This window comes from Paenibacillus sp. Marseille-Q7038 (assembly GCF_965111595.1).
The window spans coordinates 2,201,191-2,220,537 of sequence record NZ_CBCOOM010000001.1 but is presented as its reverse complement, the minus strand read 5'-3'; the positions used below and the strand labels follow the sequence as shown (position 1 = coordinate 2,220,537).

Annotated in this window: 16 protein-coding genes and 1 pseudogene; 13 read left to right on the top strand and 4 right to left on the bottom strand. The window is 41.5% G+C overall.

Annotated features, from left to right (window positions below; genetic code table 11):
• Positions 1-18 precede the first annotated feature (18 nt).
• The 9 genes from gerQ to ACWPWY_RS10450 all read left to right on the top strand — a co-directional run bounded on the left by gerQ (position 19) and on the right by ACWPWY_RS10450 (position 9,383).
• Entirely contained in the window at positions 19-471 is a 453-nt protein-coding gene (gene gerQ / locus ACWPWY_RS10490) for a spore coat protein GerQ (RefSeq protein ID WP_454192851.1), read from the top strand.
• A gap of 221 nt (positions 472-692) precedes the next feature.
• Positions 693-1,805: a hemolysin family protein gene (locus ACWPWY_RS10485; RefSeq protein ID WP_454191649.1), complete on the top strand. Its 1,113-nt coding sequence runs from the start codon at positions 693-695 to the stop codon at positions 1,803-1,805.
• A gap of 94 nt (positions 1,806-1,899) precedes the next feature.
• Positions 1,900-2,820: an ArsR/SmtB family transcription factor gene (locus tag ACWPWY_RS10480; RefSeq protein WP_454191648.1), complete on the top strand. Its 921-nt coding sequence runs from the start codon at positions 1,900-1,902 to the stop codon at positions 2,818-2,820.
• Positions 2,821-3,061: 241 nt separating this feature from the next.
• Positions 3,062-4,792 carry an ABC transporter substrate-binding protein gene (locus tag ACWPWY_RS10475; RefSeq protein ID WP_454191647.1) on the top strand — a complete coding sequence of 577 codons (1,731 nt, stop codon included), beginning with the start codon at positions 3,062-3,064 and terminating at the stop codon, positions 4,790-4,792.
• Between the two features lie 84 nt (positions 4,793-4,876).
• The gene (locus ACWPWY_RS10470) at positions 4,877-5,833 is read left to right on the top strand and encodes an ABC transporter permease (RefSeq protein ID WP_454191646.1); all 957 of its coding nucleotides are present in this window, start codon (positions 4,877-4,879) and stop codon (positions 5,831-5,833) included.
• 12 nt (positions 5,834-5,845) lie between these two features.
• Positions 5,846-6,769, top strand: coding sequence for an oligopeptide ABC transporter permease (opp4C, locus tag ACWPWY_RS10465; RefSeq protein ID WP_454191645.1), 924 nt, complete (start codon positions 5,846-5,848; stop codon positions 6,767-6,769).
• An 11-nt stretch (positions 6,770-6,780) separates the two neighbouring features.
• A complete protein-coding gene (locus tag ACWPWY_RS10460) occupies positions 6,781-7,764 on the top strand; it encodes an ABC transporter ATP-binding protein (protein WP_454191644.1) in 984 nt (327 codons plus the stop codon).
• Positions 7,757-8,722 (top strand): ABC transporter ATP-binding protein, encoded by a 966-nt coding sequence (locus tag ACWPWY_RS10455; RefSeq protein ID WP_454191643.1) that lies wholly within the window; start codon positions 7,757-7,759, stop codon positions 8,720-8,722. The genes ACWPWY_RS10460 and ACWPWY_RS10455 overlap by 8 nt, the downstream gene beginning before the upstream one ends.
• A gap of 181 nt (positions 8,723-8,903) precedes the next feature.
• Positions 8,904-9,383 (top strand): hypothetical protein, encoded by a 480-nt coding sequence (locus tag ACWPWY_RS10450; protein ID WP_454191642.1) that lies wholly within the window; start codon positions 8,904-8,906, stop codon positions 9,381-9,383.
• An 88-nt stretch (positions 9,384-9,471) separates the two neighbouring features.
• Here ACWPWY_RS10450 and ACWPWY_RS10445 read toward each other — a convergent pair whose 3' ends face one another.
• Both ACWPWY_RS10445 and ACWPWY_RS10440 read right to left on the bottom strand, forming a co-directional pair.
• On the bottom strand, positions 9,472-10,392 hold the full coding sequence (locus ACWPWY_RS10445; RefSeq protein ID WP_454191641.1) for a hypothetical protein: 921 nt from the start codon (positions 10,390-10,392) through the stop codon (positions 9,472-9,474).
• Positions 10,370-10,960: an RNA polymerase sigma factor gene (locus ACWPWY_RS10440; protein ID WP_454191640.1), complete on the bottom strand. Its 591-nt coding sequence runs from the start codon at positions 10,958-10,960 to the stop codon at positions 10,370-10,372. The genes ACWPWY_RS10445 and ACWPWY_RS10440 overlap by 23 nt, the downstream gene beginning before the upstream one ends.
• Positions 10,961-11,220: 260 nt before the next feature.
• Between ACWPWY_RS10440 and ACWPWY_RS10435 the strand changes: the two genes are divergently transcribed.
• Entirely contained in the window at positions 11,221-12,357 is a 1,137-nt protein-coding gene (locus ACWPWY_RS10435) for a zinc-dependent alcohol dehydrogenase (protein ID WP_454191639.1), read from the top strand.
• A 104-nt stretch (positions 12,358-12,461) separates the two neighbouring features.
• Here ACWPWY_RS10435 and ACWPWY_RS10430 read toward each other — a convergent pair whose 3' ends face one another.
• The gene (locus ACWPWY_RS10430) at positions 12,462-13,694 is read right to left on the bottom strand and encodes an aminopeptidase (RefSeq protein ID WP_454191638.1); all 1,233 of its coding nucleotides are present in this window, start codon (positions 13,692-13,694) and stop codon (positions 12,462-12,464) included.
• A 211-nt stretch (positions 13,695-13,905) separates the two neighbouring features.
• Between ACWPWY_RS10430 and ACWPWY_RS10425 the strand changes: the two genes are divergently transcribed.
• Both ACWPWY_RS10425 and ACWPWY_RS10420 read left to right on the top strand, forming a co-directional pair.
• On the top strand, positions 13,906-14,172 hold the full coding sequence (locus tag ACWPWY_RS10425) for a hypothetical protein (RefSeq protein WP_318245285.1): 267 nt from the start codon (positions 13,906-13,908) through the stop codon (positions 14,170-14,172).
• Positions 14,173-14,356: 184 nt separating this feature from the next.
• Positions 14,357-15,163, top strand: a complete 807-nt coding sequence (locus tag ACWPWY_RS10420) for an MBL fold metallo-hydrolase (protein ID WP_454191637.1) — start codon at positions 14,357-14,359, stop codon at positions 15,161-15,163.
• A 69-nt stretch (positions 15,164-15,232) separates the two neighbouring features.
• Here ACWPWY_RS10420 and ACWPWY_RS10415 read toward each other — a convergent pair whose 3' ends face one another.
• Positions 15,233-16,387, bottom strand: coding sequence for a serine hydrolase domain-containing protein (locus ACWPWY_RS10415; protein ID WP_454191636.1), 1,155 nt, complete (start codon positions 16,385-16,387; stop codon positions 15,233-15,235).
• Positions 16,388-16,760: 373 nt separating this feature from the next.
• On the opposite strand from ACWPWY_RS10415, the pseudogene ACWPWY_RS10410 reads away from it, so the two are divergent.
• Positions 16,761-19,304 (top strand): annotated as a pseudogene (locus ACWPWY_RS10410) (LamG-like jellyroll fold domain-containing protein); the annotation flags it as partial.
• Between the last annotated feature and the right edge of the window lie 43 nt (positions 19,305-19,347).

Genomic DNA, 19,347 nt, shown 5'->3' with positions numbered 1-19,347 from the left:
AAATCAGGGAGGTTTTTAATTATGTTTAACCATCCTTACCAGCCCGTCACATATAAGATTGGAAATGGGGGGCCTGGATACGATCCGAGAAATATGGGGATTCCTTCGATGCCAATGATGCCAAATACAACCGTTGTTCCTCCAGAAGTGAGCAGTGGGAGCGTGATGACTCCAGGAGGGGCCGTTATTCAGCAAACTCTTCCATTTACTGAACAATCTTTTATCGAGAATATTCTTAGATTGAACCTCGGAAAGATTGGGACTTTTTACGCCACTTATGAAGGGAACAGGGAGTGGAATGCAAAGATCTTTAAAGGAGTTCTGGAAGCAGCAGGACGTGATCATATTATCATAAGTGATCCAAATACGGGGCAACGTACGATTATTTTAATGGTGAACTTTGACTACGCTACATTCGATGAGCCTCTGAATTATGAATATCCATACGCGCCGCCGAGTGCTCGTCGGTAAAACTTAGGTTTGTGAATGATGTGCTCATGAACCCTTACTAAAAAACACATAATGCAGTAATAAGCCGCTGGTGACACATTTATCATTTTTGTGTAGCCAGCGGTTTTTTATAGCACTTTTTTCATGTTACACATCATATATATTATCAAGATTACAGAATAAAGAAGGATAAAAGGAGGTGAACCTATTCACTGAATTTTCACGGTGGATAGGATAATCATTTGGCTGATCCTTTACCGGCTCTAGAGCTATTCATGATTATGGCAGTACTTGCACTGATTAGTGCTATGTTTGGTTTTTTTCAGAATCAGTTGATTCTTCTAACCTCAGACCCAGAACCACTCAGATCCACGAATCATACGTTTCCGTCTACATTTGATAAGTTGGGACTGCAACTGCGAGCACATTTGCGGCTCTATATGTATTTATGCAGAGCAGGTTCGATTTTACCATTGATTGCAGCCGGAATGATGACTGTAGGAAGTGAATCGTACATCGTTACTGCTGTATTAGTTGTTCTAATTGCTATTGTATATATGGTTTGCGGCAGTGTTATTTCCAAACTGTGGTTAAGAAGACGGGAAAATAAGCACTCCGCTCCTGTTAGTATTACTAAATCAGATCATAAAGAGAGTGCTTTGCTCAGCCAAAACATTCTGGAATTCTCTTCAAGGACAGCAAGGGAAATCATGATTCCGCGTACAGAAATGATATGCCTTAATACAGAATGGAGTATTCATGAAAATCTAAAGACAGCAAGTATAGAGATGCGTACTCGCTATCCAGTATGCCGAGGAGATAAGGATCATATCATTGGATTTGTCCATATCAAAGATTTATTCATGTCAGGAATGGAGGATTATATAAGGGCAATCAGACCTATTTTGAGTATTCCGGAATCCACTTCGATTGACCTTTTACTGAAACAAATGAAGGAATCCAAGACGCAAATTTCCATTGTGATAGACGAGTATGGCGGAACATCTGGACTCGTCACCTTAGAAGATATCGTCGAAGAAATTGTGGGTGAAATTCAGGATGAATTCGATAATGAACGGCCGCTTGTGGAATATCTAGGTGATGATGTCTATTCTATTGATGGTCTAATGTTAATTGAAGATTTAAATAAGCATTTTGATTTGTGCCTGGAGGATATTCAGTACGATACGATTGGGGGATGGCTGTTCTCTGAATTAGAATCTTCCTCTCCTCAAAAAAGAGAATATATAATCAAAGAAGGCTTTCAATATGTTATAGAAGAGATGGAACACTTACGAATTTCTAGAATACTTTTGTCCCCAAAGCAGGATACAAATGAACAAACGGGTACGTAACTCAGCTGTTTTATATAAAGAAATCTTATAAATCGCTTACTATTCCATACTTCCTTCGAACGTTATAATATAGGGTACGAAGGAGTGTGAAGCTATGAGTTATGAGATTACCTTTCGGTTTAAACCTGTATATGAGTTTATGAACAGTCTTCATACTTTTATTTGTCGCAAATCACATAAAAAGATTGAACTCTCGCTTAGTTGGGTCAAGCAGACTCAGAGCATGCTGACTACAGAGTACAGTTCTTTACTGCACGATTGGCAAATGGATGATGAATGGAAGTATGCCTATCTGTTGTTAGAACGAGAAGACATAAATACTGCGGAAGATTACATAACCTTTTTAGAAAATACATCAGACAAAGAGCTGCTTGACCATTTCGTTTCTCTTTGCAAAGAGTGGGATTTTGAAGTTCCTGAATTTGAAATGAACAGGTTTAGGAAGCGATATAAGGAACTATTTTACGAATGGAATGAACAATATTTCAAACAACTCCGTCCTGAGGTGTGTAAAGCCCTTCAAGCAGAATATGCAGTACGATTTGCTGAAAAAGAATATAAATCGGCAGATTCTTTACTTGATGAAACGACTCGAGGACTCGTGTTTGGCAGAACAGAGGGGCTTGTTCGCATTGTGCTCATTCCGCAGTACCATTTTCAGCCGCTACATATTTTTTGGCATTATGGAAATACCATTGTCTGTCACTATGCTGCGCCTATTTACCTTGGGGAAGATTCCGTTATTCCTCCGCATGATTTGCGAGTGATTCGTAGTCTCGGTGAGAAAAATCGTCTGAAAATACTTAAATATCTACACCAAGGACCACGATCTTTTATTGAGATTGTCAGACATTTGCAACTATCGAAGGGAATTACGCATGATCATATTTCCAAACTGCGTAGCAGTGGACTCTTATATGCTCATTTTGACGGAGAGAATCTGATTGAATACAGTATTAGATCACATGCGCTGCGTCAGGTGGAACGAAGTTTACTAAATTACATAGAAGCATAAAAATGTTGAAAACCATCAAATTCCTTATGTGATAAGGGGTTTGATGGTTTTATTTATCATAAAAAGATAAAAAGTTGAATATTTTCCAAAAAAATAACCAGTTCTCTATTTACAGAACTGCAATTGATTTCTATAATAATGACTAATCGATCAAAACATACCTAGTTTATCGGAATTAATGCTTCCGTGTTTTGTAAGGTCGTTACTCAAAAAAATGTATAAAGAGACGGAGAGATGTTTTATGAGAAAAAGGATCGCTTATGCTTCCTCGTTATTGCTTGCTAGCTCGCTTCTGTTATCTGCATGTTCAGGAGAAGGTGCTTCACCAGCCGACACGGGCACAGATACATCGGTTAATGCTCCGTCAGGTGAGGCTCCTGTAGCAACGAACCTGCTAACTGAAAAGGTACCTGCATCAGATCTCAGCAAATTACCTCAAACGGCTGTACAAAGAACAGACACGGTTATTGTGGGGCTCACCGATCCAAGTGGATCATTCACCCCTTATTTCTCACAGAGCGGTTACGACGGTAACGTCGCATCTCTTTTGTACACATCACTCATTACTTCGGATGCAGAGGGGCTCCCTGTAGCGGATTATGCAGAAAGTTATGATGTATCTGAAGATGGATTAACATATACCTTCCATTTACCTGAGAAAGGTACGTTTAGTGATGGATCACCCCTTACTTCTGAAGATGTTGCATTTACTTGGACGCTTCTGCATGACAAAGCTTACGATGGCGATACCGATATTTCACTGATGAAAGTAAAAGGCGGTCTTGCTTACAAAGAGGGAAAAGCAGACAGCATCGAAGGCATTAACATAGTCGATCCTTATACGGTTTCTGTAACGCTTGAGGAACCCAATGCGACTGCTCTTCTAAATCTCGGCGGTAATGTGCTATCTAAAGCCTATTACGGTAAAGATTATAAGTTTGGCGAACTCACTTATTTACAAAAACTACATTCTGCTCCACTGGGTAATGGACCCTACATATTAGAGAAATTCCTGCCAGGACAAGAGGTTCGTTTCACAGCAAGTGAACATTATCTGAAAGGAAAACCAAGTGTCGAACGTTTTATCTATAAAACTTCTCAGGGCGATACGTGGCAATTCCTTGAAACAGGCGAAGTGGATCTTGCTTCTTATACAGCAACACAGGAAAACATCGATAAATTAAAAGGTCTTGGTTATGTCGATATTCTGCCTTATACACCAAGCACTTATGGATACTTCCAATTGAATCTTGAGAATGAACAGATGAAACAAAAAGAAGTGCGCCAAGCTATTACTCACGGATTAAATCGTCAAGCCATTTATGTAGATGCCAATCAAGGAGCGGGTGAAGTAGCTAACATTCCGGCAGCTCCGATCTCATGGTCTTATACCGAAGAAGGGATTAACCCTTACGAGTATAATCCAGAAAAAGCGAAGGAACTTCTTGATGTTGCAGGCTGGACCGTAGGCGGAGATGGGATTCGTGAGAAAGATGGTAAAAAATTATCCATTCACTATCTTGGTTTCAAAAGCCCGGCAACGGATATTTTTATTGCGGTAGCAAAAGAGAATTTCGCCGAAATCGGCATCGATTTTCAACCCGAAGTATTTGCAGACTTTAACGCTTTAGTGTCCAAAGTAGAAAGTAAAGATTATGATATGGCCTCATTCTCAACGCCAATGCTAACGGATCCTTCGGATGGCGTTAATCAATTTATCGATGGTTCTTTGGCTGGCTATGATAACCCGAAAGTAAAAGAGTTATATGCAAAAGGTCTAGCTACGGTAGATACAGAGGAACGTAAAGCAGTGTATCAAGAATTGTATCAAATTCTGAATGATGAATTGCCAGTTATTTTTACATCCTACAGGAAATCGGTATACGCCAATAATGGTAGATTGAAGAACGTAAGTATTAGCCCATACCGTGGCATTGCCCAATCATTACCTGAATGGAAAATAGAACAATAGCATTTCGTTAGAGAATCAAAAAGTTAGCTTATGTCCGACCTAGACCCTTAGGCGGACGTAAGCTTAACAGATAAGGAGCATAACATGAGCACTTACCTTGTCAAAAGACTCACCTACATACTTGTTATTTTGCTGGCCGCTTCATTTCTTATTTTTAGTCTATATGCTCTCACGCCAGGAGATTACGTGTCGAGTAATATAAAGCTAAGCCCAGAACGTAAAGCAGAGCTGCGGGAGTTATATGGACTTGATAAACCGATGCTCGATCGCTACGTGATTTGGATTAAAAACGCACTTCAAGGTGACTTTGGTTATTCACTAGCGCAACAAAAACCGGTGTTAACCCTTTTTAACGAATATATTTGGAATTCATTTCTACTTGCTGCCGTGTCGACTTTTTTCACATGGCTCATTGCTGTTGTGATTGGAGTTATTTCAGCTTACAAACAGTATTCATGGTTTGATACCGTGGTCATGCTGATTATTTTTGCCGCCATGTCCATTCCGTCCTTTTTCATTGGTCTGTATTTGATCAAGATGTTTGCCGTTGACCTGAAATGGCTTCCGCCAGGCGGAATGACAACAACGGGGAGTAATGCAACCGGTCTTGCTTATGCAAAAGAAGTGATTGAACATATGGCACTGCCTGTTGTAGTCATGACACTACTTGGAATTGGCTCACTCACAAGATATATCCGCAGTAACATGATTGATGTTATCAAACAGGATTATATCCGAACAGCGAGAGCTAAAGGGCTTACTGAACGTAAAGTACTATTCACTCATGCCCTCCGAAATGCTCTGCTTCCGGCGATTACGCTCATCGGTTTTGAGCTTCCAGGACTATTCGGCGGATCGTTAATTATTGAAAAGATCTTTAACTGGCCAGGTATAGGACAGCTTTATATGTCATCTTTTTCTTTGCGTGATTATCCTCTGCTGATGAGCTTTACTGTATTTATCGCGATTTTAACTGTCCTTGGCACCTTGTTGTCGGACCTGCTGTATCGACTCGCAGATCCGCGTGTCAAGCTCGATTAAGGAGTGAATCGAATGTCATCAATTAGCAGAGCTACAAAAGCAAGTACAAGTCCTGGTGTTGAGTATAAATCTTCTCTATGGCGTCAATCCGTTCGAAAACTATTACGTAACAAACTGGCGATTTTCGGTCTTGTTGTGGTGCTCCTGATGTTCCTTATCTGCTTCTTAGGTCCATTATTCTCTCCTTACGCAGATAACAAAATCAATATGCTGGAGATGAAGAAGGCACCCAATGCGAAACATTGGCTCGGAACAGATAACTTGGGACGAGATGTACTTACTAGAGTGATGCAAGCAGGGCGTATTTCCCTAACAGTAGGGCTAGCTTCCATGACGTTATCTGTTCTGATTGGAGCGACGCTTGGAGCAGTAGCTGGATATTATAGAGGGGTTGTAGATCAACTCATTATGAGGATTGCCGATCTGTTGCTAACCATTCCGAGCCTTCCGCTGCTATTTATAGTCGGTGCGCTTTTATCTGAGTGGAAAGTACCCCCAGATTACCGAATGTACGTGGTTATGCTGATGCTTGGACTCGTCAATTGGCCGGGACTCGCCCGAATGGTGAGGGGACAGATGCTCAGCTTACGAGAAAGAGAATTTATGCATGCCGCGACTGTCCTCGGACTCAGGGATCGAAAGAAACTGTTCCATCATCTATTGCCGAATATTTATCCACTTCTTATTGTTATGGCAACTTTAAGTATCGGCGGTGCAATTCTAAGTGAATCGGTGCTGAGCTTTTTTGGATTAGGTGTAATGCCGCCGACGCCAACATGGGGCAATATGATTGATGCTGCGAATAACTTAATTGATTTTCAGCAACATCCATGGCTTTGGATGCCACCTGGATTCTCTATTTTTATTACAGTCATTGCCATTAACATATTTGGGGACGGTTTACGTGATGTGCTTGATCCCAAACAGAAGAGGTAGGTGAACACCAAATGGAATCGTTACTACAAATTAATCACCTGAAGACACATTTTTACACAGATGAAGGACCCGTGAGAGCAGTGGATGATGTGAGTATTACGGTACCTAAGGGACAAACCGTATGTATTGTGGGAGAATCGGGATGCGGTAAAAGCGTAACTGCTATGTCTATCATGGGTTTGATTGAGGAACCTGGGGGCAAGGTTGTGAATGGAGAAATTAATTTTATAGATCAAGATTTGCTGAAGATGGACAAAAATGAATTTCGAACCATTCGTGGAAATGACATTACGATGATTTTTCAAGAACCGATGTCGAGTTTAAATCCCGTAATGAAGATCGGTGAACAGATTATGGAGCCGCTGATCATTCATAAAAGAATGAAAAAAGAAACAGCTAAAAAAAGAGCGATTGAACTCTTGAAAGAAGTAGGAATTGCTCGCTCCGAGCAAATTGCAGAGTCTTATCCTCATGAACTGAGTGGAGGAATGCTGCAGCGCGTGATGATCGCGATCGCCATCTCATGTAATCCCAAACTCCTTATTGCTGATGAGCCGACAACAGCTCTTGATGTTACTATTCAAGCCCAAATTCTCGAAATGCTCCGAAAAATCAAAGAAGATTCTAACATGTCTATTCTGATGATTACTCATGATTTGGGTGTGGTTGCCGAAATGGCCGACTACGTGGTTGTGATGTATTCCGGCAAAGTAGTGGAAGAGGGCGAAGTGGTTGAGCTTTTCCGTTCTCCCAAACACCCGTATACACAAGGACTTCTTAAATCTAAGCCGGTTATTAATCAACGGCAGGAGGAACTTTACTCCATACCTGGACAAGTTCCGAATCCGCTGACCCTTACGGAATCCTGTTATTTCAGTGATCGCTGTGAACATTGCATGCCGATCTGCAGAACGAATGAACCGAAACTGAGAGAAGTAGCTCCACTACAAAAGACGGCATGCTGGTTGTACGAGGAGGTGGCCGCTCGTGTCTGAAGCATTACTGGAAGTGAAGTCACTGAAAAAGTATTTTCCCGTGAAAAAAGGTCTTATGGGCCGAACCATAGGGTATGTAAAAGCAGTTGACGATATAAATATCACTTTGTATCAAGGTGAGACATTTGGCCTTGTAGGTGAGTCTGGGAGCGGAAAAAGTACGGTGGGACGCACCATTTTACGACTCCATGACAAGACGGCAGGAGAGATTCGGTTTCAAGGGAAAGACCTGTATGCTCTATCACCGCAAGAGTTAAGACAGCTTAGACCCAAAATGCAGCTTATCTTTCAAGATCCGTATAGCTCTCTGAATCCGAGGATTCGAGTAGGGGATGCCATTGGTGAAGCTCTCTTAGATCACCAGCTCGTGCCTAAAGAAAAGATTCGTGAAGTAGTTACTGAGGTGTTAACATCCTGTGGTTTATCTGCTTATCATTATGATCGATTTCCGCATGAATTTTCCGGGGGACAGCGTCAGCGAATCGGAATAGCGAGAGCCCTTGCCCTAAATCCTGAACTGATTATAGCGGACGAACCGGTATCTGCCCTTGATGTTTCTATTCAGGCACAGATCATTAATTTATTTAAAAAATTGCAAGTCTCTAGAGGTCTCACTTATCTATTTATCTCTCATGATCTTAGTGTGGTTGAACATTTGTGTGATCGAATCGGAGTCATGTATCTCGGTTCCATGGTGGAGATGGGAACAAGAGATGATCTATTTCTTCGCCCATTGCATCCCTATACAAAGGCTTTGTTATCCGCTGTGCCTATTCCCATACCTAAGCTTAAGAGAGAAAGAATCGTACTGAAAGGAGATATCCCATCTCCCATGAATCCACCTTCCGGTTGCAAATTTCACACTCGTTGTCCTTTTGCAGTCGAACGTTGTTCTTCTGAAATACCACTATTTAGAGAAATTGAGCAAGGGCATCATGTGGCTTGCCATCTAGTGTAGTTGTGAGTCCATACTTCAGATATAATAAAATAAGAAAACAAAGCAGACTGTTTCCAAATGGAGACGGTCTTTCTTATGTAAAAAATTTACTTTATATGAAACCAAAACCAAATATCCGCGTACTACTTATGAAACGCGATAACGAACCGCGTTAAAATGATAATGTGAGGCAGGGAGATCAATGAAAAAGTACGTGCGAGGTACCAAACTGCATGCTTTATGTTTGCTTGTGTTAGTACTATCTTTAGGGTTTGCGAGTGTCGCTGGTGCTGATCCAGCAAAAGAAGAAGGAGCACTAACTACAAAACCGCCTGCAGAAGAGACGGCTCAGGTAAAAGCTACTTATAAGTATTTGAGTGCTTATACCAGTGATGTTTCGTATTCCAGTGGCGGAACAGGTTCTGTATTTGGTAATACGGGGGCATCCGTTACTGCTGATTTTATAGGAATCGATGCTGCGATACAGCGCTGGACAGGTGAGGAATGGGTTGCGGTAACGAGTAAGACATCTTCAAAAAGCACTTCTAAAACAGTCAGTCTTAATGAAAGCTTTGCCGTGAGTGCGGGTTATTATTATCGAGTAATTTCTACCCATACAGTAAGAGTTGGTTCCGTGATTGAAAAAGCGACTTACACAAGCCCATCGCGTCTATTGAAATAACATCATTACTGGGTGTTTTGCAATTCTACATAGTGAAAAAGAAAGAAGCTCAGTACATGTACTGGGCTTTTTAATAGTTATGCATGCCTTAAGGCTTCAGTTCAAAACGATTGCTGGCTTGAATCGCGTTCGCAGTGGCAATTAAATCTTCTTTTCCAATGGTGCCTGTAACAATGACAAATACGAGATTGTTCCGGTAAGCCACATGGTCATATTCAGACAAAGTGGCGTCATAATATACAGCAGCTGTTCCATCTTCGAGAGTGATTTCTTCCGGTTCTCCATTAATACCGATGTGGAAAGAGGTATCATCGTTTTCTTTGAACCTTTGGTTCATTTCAATTGTCAATAAATTCTTGTTGTCTTTGTAATATTCGAGTACCATTTCTTCGGAATGATAGATATTGTCTGGGTCAATGGGATTATTCTGATCTATTAAGAGCTGATACTCTTTCCGATCCGGAATAAACGGAACCTCAAAGTCATGGTAGACAAATGTAGCTCCGTCCATAGCAGTTTCTCTTGAGACCGTCACCCGCTCTAAGTCATATTTTACGATTGTAGTTCCTTCTGGTAGTCCCGTGCTTTCCTCTGTTGGAACAGGTTTAGAGATGTCGGGCGGAGGGGCGGTTAAGGCTCCTGTATTTTCTTCTTCTTGTTCCTTACCCGTAAAACTTAATATAAAGTCGTCACCAATCTTCTCAAGTTTTTCAACAAAAAGCGTGTTCGCTTGAAGTCCTGCAGGAACACTAAAAATAGTTGCACCTAGCATAATGGAAGCGGCAACGACTCCTCCAAGCTGCCATCGTTTTGATCTACGTTTTCGTTTGCGGATCTTCTGAAGCTCGCCCTGCATGTTGTACCAGGATGCCTCCATACTCTCTTTGTCTACCGTGGTGGAGGCAGCAGCGGCATTTTCGAAAGCAAGATCAAAAACATCTTCAAATTCTCTCTCATAGATGTTATTTGAATCGTCAGCAGACTTATTAACGGACTTTTCGCTGCTCATTAGCCGCACCCCACTCTCTATAAAGGAGTTTCTTAATTGCTTCTCTGGCTCTGAAAAGACGTTGCTTAATTACATCTTCCCGCAGATCAAGAAGTTCTGCCATCTCACGATAACTAAGTCCTTCTTTCCAGCGAAGCTCAATGAGAGATCTGTACTCTGGTTTCAGCGTCTCCATATAGCGCTCTATGGATTCCTGCATCAGCTTGGTCTCTACCATCGATTCGATAGATACAGAGGTTTGTTGTACGGTCTCTACATCTAAGAAGACACTGTCAGCATCCAAAAGGTTACGATATTTTTTATTTTTTCTTAAATAATTAATTGCTGTATTTTTAGTTACTACTTTCAGCCAAGCTTTTAACTTGATTTCGTTCTCGAATTCGGGTTTGTTTTTGATAATTTTGATGAATGCTTCCTGGATAATGTCTTCAGCTGCAGAGCGATCCTTCACAATATATACGATAAATCCGTACATCATCTGATAGAATTCATAGTAGATCTCTCTCTGTAGGGATTCGCCAAGATCATTATAGTCCGCAGCCAACAGCAGTTGGATCCGGGTAGACATGATTATCCCCTCTCTAGTACATCTCTCTATTGTTAAACATGTATTCCATTATTTTACTATAAATTGAGATTATTCTCCATAAATTTAAACTTCTTACTCCTATCTCTACGGTCCATCATTCCATGTTTATGTGAAAACCTCTTAAATAAAGAACTGAAATGTGTAAACTTCAATTTCTCGTTTAATTTCAGCTGTGATGGTTACTATATAAGCACAAGGATTTATTGGAAATTTTATTATGTAAAAGGAGCGTGGAGTAAGTGAAAGCACTAACTTATCAAGGAAAGAAAAAAGTTCAGGTAAAGGAAGTTGCAGATCCTACTTTGCAGGGGAACAAAGATATTCTAGTCCGAGTCACATCGACAGCAATCTGCGGATCGGACCTTCATATTTATAATGGACTTATTCCCGGTATGCATAAAGACTACGTTATTGGTCACGAACCAATGGGAATTGTAGAGGAAGTATCGAGTGATGTGACACATGTGAAAAAGGGAGATCGAGTAATTATTCCTTTTAATGTTTCTTGCGGAGAATGTTATTTTTGCAAACATGAGATGGAAAGTCAGTGTGATTATTCAAACGAGGCTAAAGATACGGGCGGCTTGCTAGGTTATTCGGATTCCTATGGCGGCTACCAAGGTGGACAGGCAGAACTGTTACGTGTCCCTTATGGTGACTTTATGCCTTTTGTGATCCCGGAAGATGCAGAGATGGAAGATGAGAAGCTGCTCTTTCTTTCGGATATTCTGCCGACTGCGTATTGGGGCGTGAAAAATGCAGGAGTTAAGCCGGGAGATACAGTGATCGTATTAGGTTGTGGTCCTGTTGGCCTGTTCACCCAAAAATTTGCTTGGCAGGCAGGTGCTAAGCGGGTGATCGCTGTAGATCATGTTAACTATCGCTTAGAACATGCGAAACGGACAAATCATGTGGAAACTTTCAATTTTGAAGAGATCAAAGGTTTTGAAGGTTATATGAAGGAAATTACGCATGGTGGTGCCGATGTAGTTATTGATTGTGTAGGGATGGATGCAAAACGAACAGTAGCTGAAAAAGTGGAAACGGCACTCATGCTTCAAGGAGGCTCCTTAGGGGCATTCCGAACAGCAACAGAAGTGGTAAGAAAGTTCGGTACCATTCAGTTGATAGGGGTGTACGGTGCTAACTATAATATGTTCCCGCTTGGTCATCTGTTTGAACGTAATATCCAGCTACGTACGGGACAAGCTCCGGTGATTCATTTTATCCCAGAAATCTACAATCAAATCAAGACAGGTAAAATTGATCCGACTGATATTATTACTCATCGCATGAATTTGGAAGATGCAGAGCGTGGATATGAAATATTTTCGGAAAAAGAAGAGAACTGCTTGAAAGTAATCTTGAAGCCATAATCATGGTATGAAAAATTAAAGGTTGCCTTAGGTCTAAATAATAGACCGCCGGGCAACCTTTTTAATAGAGTGTATTTTGAGTAAAGGATCTACATCTGGCTGAATTAGAATGCCCAATTTCCTTTAAGGAAGATCGGTTCTTTTGTACCGTCAGCAGTAATCCCATAGATATCCATTTCAGAAGAACCAATCATAAAGTCAACATGTGTTAGACTTGTGTTGAGTCCAGCTGCTGCCAGCTGTTCTTGGTTCATGTTTTTGCCGCCTTCTAAGGTAAAGGCATAGGCGCTGCCAATAGCCAAGTGGTTAGAGGCATTTTCATCAAATAGCGTATTATAGAACAAAATGTTAGTATCCGAGATGGGGGATTGATGAGGAACAAGTGCTACTTCACCCAAATAATGGGATCCTTCATCAATATCAACGAGATTTTGCAGGGCTTCTAAGCCTTCTTCAGCTGTCACGTTGACAATACGGCCATTCTCAAATGTAAGTGAGAATTTATCAATTAGATTTCCGCCGTAACTGAGAGGTTTCGTACTGCTCACTGTACCATTAACCCCTGTCTTCAGCGGTGCGGTAAACACTTCTTCTGTAGGCATATTAGCTACAAACGTATGTCCCTTTTCATTGATACTGTCTCCTTGGGCCCACAAATGTCTTTCAGGAAGCTCAATCGTAAGGTCTGTACCCGGTGCGATGTAGTGTAATTTTTTATATTTCTTCTCATTGAGCACTTTTGATTTGTTCTCTAGGGTAGTAATATGCTTCTGCCATGCAGCAACAGGATCGGCTTCACCGATACGTACCGTTTTAAAGATGGCTTCCCAAAGCATAGGTACTTGTTCTTGTTCTGGGGAATCCGGGAATACTTTGGCAGCCCATTCGGGAGATGGAACAGCAATCAGACACCAGCTGAATTTATCAGCTTGTTGATATGCGCGATATTTGGCCATCGCTTTGCCGCGTGCTTTTTGAGCAGCTACAATTCGATTTTGATTGACACCTTTAAGTAAATCGGGATTTTCGGACAGAATATGTAGGACAGCAGCCCCTTCTTCCACCATTTCCGTCATCTCGCCGGCATACCATTTTGGTTCTTTTTCAAATATTTCATCGGAAGCAAGGTCATACTGCATACGAGTGATCTGTTCATCATTCCACTGAACTTTAACAAAACTAGCGCCTGTATCGTATGCTTCTTTCACGATTAGACGTACAAATTCTCTAGCTTCAACAGGAGCATGAACAATAAGCGCTTGTCCAGGCTGGATATTTACCCCGACTTTAATGGTGAGTTCAGCATAAGCTTTTAGTTTTTGAGCAAAATCAGACATTGTAAAATTCCTCCATTTCACACGCTATGATATATTTTTCTACCTTTGGTTAAAAAAGCGATGTGATTAGCATGCCCGGATGAGTGAATCCAGACTCTTTCGCAAAGCTATTTTATTATTGTACAATATAAGTGGTAAAAATGAACTATTGCAATGGGTTTTCAAAAAAAGAAATCAAAAAATGAAATTAGGATTATAAGGAGAGAAAAACGTGAGTTATAACATAATCAGAGCATCCATGCACAGGGATGAAGAGAAACATTGGTTAGGGAATACTGTATTTACGATCGGGGAGAGCAAGACGGAATATGAAATCTCCTTCTTCAGTAAGAACGGCAAGGATTGGGATTATAGCCTGCATTTTGCGGCTGAACCGGGAGTAGAGGAAGAATTTTTGCAACTGGATGCAAGGCTCGAGGAAGATGATGATTTATATAATGATCTTCTAGATGCAGCAATTGATTCAATTCCTGAATAAAGCAGACGAAAAGTGACAAAGCTTGTCTTAATATGAATGGTTGTTCTATTTTTGTGACATGCCGACTATAGATAGTAGGGTGAGTTTTTCTTACGAAGCACATATTTTCTGGGAACTTGGGAATTCTACAGATGATTGATTGCACATAGGGGGCATTCCAATAAGAATGGGAGGTATCCGTCGCATGGCATCTGATAATCTGATAACGGAAGGCAAGACGGCTCTAGAAGAGGTTGCACCCGATTTATTGTGTCTGCGAACATTGTTTGTTAATGTCCTTTTTGTCGGAACCCCAGGTTCTAGACAATGGATTCTAGTCGATACAGGGATGCCGGGCTTCGCGAAAGATATTATTGAAATTGCAGAAGAACGTTTTGATGGACCGCCTTTAGCGATTGTGTTGACTCATGGACACTTTGATCATGTGGGTAATGTGATTGAGCTGGAGCAACATTGGGGAACACCTGTATTTGCGCATACTTTAGAATTACCTTATCTAACAGGTCTAACGGATTATCCACCAGCGGATCCTACGGTTGGCGGAGGTTTACTAGCTAGTGCATCCTTTATTTTTCCTAACGAAGCAATTCATTTGGATGATCGGGTTGATGCGCTTCCTTCTGATCATAGTGTACCGTACGCCCCAGAATGGCGCTGGATTGCTACACCGGGTCATTCCCCAGGCCACATCTCTTTATACCGGGAGACGGACGGGGCACTTATTGCAGGGGATGCGTTTATCACAGTCCAGCAAGAATCGCTCTGGCATGTTATTTTCCAGGATAAAGAACTCCATGGACCTCCAATGTATTTCACTACTGACTGGGACGCTGCCAAAACTTCTGTTCAGACGCTTGCTGATCTTAAACCAGAGTTTGCCATTACGGGACATGGTCATATGATGGCAAGTACAGAACTTAGAGGTCAATTGGATCGTCTTGCTCGGGACTTTGACCGGCTTGCCCTACCGAGACAAGGGAAATACGTCTAATAGATCAGAGAAATGATGAATAAAGATATCCCGCAATTTGGGATATCTTTATTTTTGTTGTGATGAAATTTAAAATTGTTCAATCGCGGCCAGCACAACATTGTTAAAATGATCTGTGTACATATTTTTGAAAGGTTTCTCCAAATCTCGTTCGATCGTAAAATGAATTAATATAATATCATATACTGGATCAACTGCGACAAATACGCCTGCTGCTCCCCAGTGAGAGTATGCCTGCTGGGAAAATAAATCTCCGCCATCTTTTTTATTCCCATTAATACTCCAGCCATATCCCCAGCTCGCTTCTGGAAAAGTTTCATCTCTGTAGACGGAGGAGACGCCTGGAATATGATTTTTTGTCATTTCTTTTATAGAAATGGGAGAGAGGATCCGCTGATCCCCGTATGTACCTTTATTGAGGAACATCTGAGCAAAGATAGCAAGGTCCATGGCACTGCTATAGATACCTGCTGAAGGGGAGACGGAGTCTATCATTTCGTCTGTTTCGAGCCATTCTGAACAAGGGTCTTCAGGCGATCGTTTCACAATGCGATGACGTTCGGCGTGAGGGACTTTAAAATAAGAGTCATTCATCCCAAGCGGCTCAAACAGTTCTTGCTTAACAAAGTCGGGATAGGAGATTCCACTGACTCTCCTTATGATATCTCCAAGTAGATCATATCCAAATCCAAGGTAAGACATGATCTCACCCGGCTTGCTGGATAGGGGAGCGCCATATCTCCTATGGAGGTACTCATGGAAATAAGGTTCTTCTGATTCTTCGCAAGGAGGGATATCCATTGTTGATCCATCCCCTATCGCGTAAGTATATACGTCTTCTCCATTCATTCCCGGAGTGTGGGTCAGCAGGTGGTGAATTCGCACATTCTCTTTTCCGGTTCCTTGAAATTCGGGTATGTAGTCTGACACGGGACGATTCAGACCGATGAGCCCTCGTTCAACCAATATCATAATACAAGCAGCAGTGAACACTTTAGTAATGGAGCATAAGGGAAATAAAGCATTAGTAGCTAACTGTGGTGAATCGGCAGCTGGTGTGAGCGTTCCGAATGCTTGGTGGGAGACAATGATGCCTTTCCTTGCGACAAGTATGACTTCAGCAGGGGTAATGTTGTTGTCGACCATCTGCTTCGCATAGCTGGTAGCGTAAGCTACTTTTGATGCGGACATGCCTGCTTCTTCTGGGGTTCCCATACGTAACATCGTATCTACCTTCCTTTTATAGAAATATAATCCAGGTTATTTAGTATATAGAACCAAGAATTAATATACAAGTAAAATAATTCATATGTTTATTAGCTTCTATTGATAGACAGGGTGTTCCTTATTCTCATTTAATATATTGTAGCATTGACGAAAATTGGTAAATGACGTTAGAATACAAATATTAACTAGTTAGGATATGTATTAACATGCGAGTAATGGGGCGTGGTTTATGGTCGTATAGGTGGTAGATAAGGAAAAGCCATTCAATGGCTGGATTGTTGTATTCGTTTACAAAGTAAAGAGAAACACGCTTGTCATACTTTATGGGGAGGACTTTAATGTGAAAAGAACTTTATCGAAATATGTAGCAATGATTCTCGTATTTGCTTTGCTTGTACCGACTTTTGCTTATGCAGACAGCCAGGATTCAAAGGTAAGCGGTAAACAAGGAAGTGCTTCACAGTCTGTAGATTTGAAAGGGCTTCCAACAAGCGGAACTACGTTAAATAAAGAGGGATCTCCAACCTTTACGAATGTATCAGTCCATGATCCTTCCATCATTAAAGACGGAAAAGAATATTATGTATTCGGTTCTCATATTGAGGCAGCTAAATCGACTGATCTGATGAATTGGACAACGTTTACGAATGGATACACAACCCCTAATAATGTTCTCTTTGGCAATCTTTCAGAGAATTTGAAGGGCTCATTCGCATGGGCTGGTGAAAACGATTCAGATAGTAAAGGTGGCTTTTCGGTTTGGGCACCGGACGTGTTCTGGAACGAAGATTACATCAATAAAGACAATACAAAGGGTGCTTATATGATGTATTACAGTGCATCATCCACCTATATCCGTTCCGCGATTGGTTATGCGGTATCTCAAAACATCGAAGGACCCTATGAGTATGTAGATACCATTGTTTACTCTGGATTCACAAAAAATGATGCTAAAGATACAGATAGTCAAGTGAATAAAAAATGGACAAATACCAATATCAAAACATTGGTTGACGAGAAGCTTTTAAGCGGTCCTAATGAACAATGGTTTAAAGCAGACGGATCATTCAATAACACCGTGTATCCTAACGCGATTGATTCCACCTTATTTTATGATACAGACGGTAAGCTATGGATGACCTATGGTTCTTGGTCAGGCGGTATTTTCTTACTCGAACTGGACCCGGAAACGGGGGAAGCAATTTATCCAGGAGAAGATGGAACCACGAAAGATGGACGAATCATTGATCGTTATTTTGGTACGAAAATTGCCGGCGGTTATACGAAATCAGGAGAAGGCCCGTTTATTGTCTATGATGAAGAGACGGGTTACTATTACTTAACGGTTACTTACGGCTGGCTTGGGGCTGACGGCGGATACAACATGAGACAATTCAGATCGAAGAATCCTCAGGGTCCGTATGTCGATGCTGAGGGGAAAAATGCTGTATTGCCAAGTGGCGCGGAAAATGAAACTTATGGAATTAAAATGATCGGTAACTTCCTCTTCAAGAGAGAGATTGGGGATCCGGGAACAGGTACAGGTTATGGTTACGTATCTGCTGGTCATAACTCGGTATATTACGATGAAGAGACAGGTAAACAATTCTTGTTCTTCCATGCTCGCTTCCCGCAAAAAGGAGAAGCACACGAGCTTCGTGTTCACCAAATGTACATGAATAAGGATGGTTGGCCGGTAGTAGCGGCTAATCGCTATGCGGGCGAGTCCCTTACGAAACTCAAGACAAAAGATATTCCAGGTGAATATAAATTTGTGAACCATGGCTTAGCTTATTCAGGAGATATCACCAATTCCGTTGATATTACGCTGAACAAAAATCACAAAATAACCGGAGGAGTAACCGGTACATGGAAATTAAAAAATAATTACTATGCAGAGCTAACCGTGGACGGAGTCAACTATGATGGAGTTTTCGTAAAACAATGGGACGAAACTTTACAGAAGGAAACGATGACATTTACGGCTATTTCAAGTGCGGGAGAAACGATCTGGGGTATTGGACAGCCTGAGAAAACAGATCAAGAGGTTGTAAAAGATGTGGAGCAGGCACTTACATTAGGTAATACATCTAATGTTTCTTCTAACCTTATCCTTCCTGTGAAGGGGGCTCGCAACACTCAAATCTCCTGGAAGACATCTAATCCAAACGTTGTGTCTGAGACAGGAGAAGTGAACCCTCCAGAGGTCGGCGAGCCGAATGTAACGGCAACACTGACAGCAACGATCTCTAAGGGTAGTGCAGTAATGACGAAAACATTTACGATTGTCGTGGCACCGGTTGATGTTGCGTATGGTTTACACGCGCAGTATTCTTTTGAAAATAATCTATCCCCTTCATTCGGTTCCTTTGGTGAAGGATCGATTACGGGAGATCGCATCGATAATACAGGCGGTACAATTACTTATGATAAGGGTGTCGTAGGAAACGGAGCTATATTTGACGGAAAATCGGGTATTAAGCTGCCGAATGGTTTAATTGAAGGGAAAGAGTATTCTGTGTCCATGTGGCTGAAGCCTACAGAGATCACACAGTATACACCGACTTTCTTTGGCGGATCAAATAAAAGTTGGATCAGTTTTGTACCGCAAGCAGGGGATAATACGACAACACTATGGTCTGGTGAGAATTGGTACAATGCATCCATCGGGTCAAGAATTCGTACGAATCAGTGGCAACATATTGCATTCTCTGTCGATAATGGATTTGTAAAAGTGTTTGTTAACGGAACCGAGGCTTATTCAGGCTCAGGCTTCCCAGATGTATTTACGACCAAAGATGGCGTATTCAGTTTAGGTGTTAACTTCTGGGATACTGCATACAAAGGGCTGATGGATGAACTTCGCATCTACCATGTTGCGATTACTGCGGAAGTAGCTGCAAAACTAGCTGAGGACTTACCAAAGGAGGAACAAGGCGAAGCTGAACTCTCCGCTG

Coding starts and splice junctions, on each gene's coding strand:
- ACWPWY_RS10475 (WP_454191647.1), top strand. CDS start 3,062: ATGAGAAAAAGGATCGCTTATGCTTCCTCGTTATTGCTTGCTAGCTCG.
- ACWPWY_RS10440 (WP_454191640.1), bottom strand. CDS start 10,960: ATGTCTACCCGGATCCAACTGCTGTTGGCTGCGGACTATAATGATCTT.
- opp4C (WP_454191645.1), top strand. CDS start 5,846: ATGTCATCAATTAGCAGAGCTACAAAAGCAAGTACAAGTCCTGGTGTT.
- ACWPWY_RS10415 (WP_454191636.1), bottom strand. CDS start 16,387: ATGTTACGTATGGGAACCCCAGAAGAAGCAGGCATGTCCGCATCAAAA.
- ACWPWY_RS10470 (WP_454191646.1), top strand. CDS start 4,877: ATGAGCACTTACCTTGTCAAAAGACTCACCTACATACTTGTTATTTTG.
- ACWPWY_RS10445 (WP_454191641.1), bottom strand. CDS start 10,392: ATGAGCAGCGAAAAGTCCGTTAATAAGTCTGCTGACGATTCAAATAAC.
- ACWPWY_RS10460 (WP_454191644.1), top strand. CDS start 6,781: ATGGAATCGTTACTACAAATTAATCACCTGAAGACACATTTTTACACA.
- ACWPWY_RS10430 (WP_454191638.1), bottom strand. CDS start 13,694: ATGTCTGATTTTGCTCAAAAACTAAAAGCTTATGCTGAACTCACCATT.
- ACWPWY_RS10450 (WP_454191642.1), top strand. CDS start 8,904: ATGAAAAAGTACGTGCGAGGTACCAAACTGCATGCTTTATGTTTGCTT.
- ACWPWY_RS10420 (WP_454191637.1), top strand. CDS start 14,357: ATGGCATCTGATAATCTGATAACGGAAGGCAAGACGGCTCTAGAAGAG.
- ACWPWY_RS10480 (WP_454191648.1), top strand. CDS start 1,900: ATGAGTTATGAGATTACCTTTCGGTTTAAACCTGTATATGAGTTTATG.